This is a genomic window from Methylobacterium sp. J-030 (genome assembly GCF_022829545.1).
Taxonomy (GTDB): Bacteria; Pseudomonadota; Alphaproteobacteria; order Rhizobiales; family Beijerinckiaceae; genus Methylobacterium.
The window spans coordinates 1-458 of the sequence record NZ_JAKSYM010000330.1; the positions used below are offsets into that span (position 1 = coordinate 1).

Annotated in this window: 2 pseudogenes; one reads left to right on the plus strand and one right to left on the minus strand. The window is 70.5% G+C overall.

Annotated features, from left to right (window positions below):
* Positions 1-9 precede the first annotated feature (9 nt).
* Positions 10-246: pseudogene (locus tag MKK75_RS25805) on the plus strand (methyl-accepting chemotaxis protein); the annotation flags it as partial.
* Here MKK75_RS25805 and MKK75_RS36185 read toward each other — a convergent pair.
* A pseudogene (locus MKK75_RS36185) lies at positions 213-311 on the minus strand (hypothetical protein); the annotation flags it as partial. The pseudogenes MKK75_RS25805 and MKK75_RS36185 overlap by 34 nt on opposite strands.
* Positions 312-458: the final 147 nt, after the last annotated feature.

A 458-nucleotide genomic window follows, 5' to 3' on the forward strand; every position in this document is an offset into this window, starting at 1 on the left:
TCCGCGGCCATCGCGCGGCAGGCCGTGACCGAGGCCGATCAGACGGGTGCCCTGGTGCTCGAACTGAGCGGGGCCGTCGAGCGGATCGGCGACGTGGTCGGGCTGATCTCCTCCATCGCGGGCCAGACCAATCTGCTGGCCCTCAACGCCACCATCGAGGCGGCGCGCGCCGGTGAGGCCGGCAGGGGCTTCGCCGACGTGGCGTCCGAGGTGAAAGAGCTGGCCGGCCAGACGGCTCGGGCCGCCTCGATGGTGGCGTTGATGGCCAGCAGATTGGTCTGGCCGGCCCTGTAGGAGATCAGCCCGACCACGTCGCCGATCCTCTCGACGGCCCCGCTCAGTTAGAGCACCAGGGCACCCGTCTGATCGCCCTCGGTCACGGACTGCCCGCCGGTGTCCGTGTAGCCCACCACCCGCCCGCGTATCTCCAGTACGGCCGAACCGAGTACGTCGGCTTC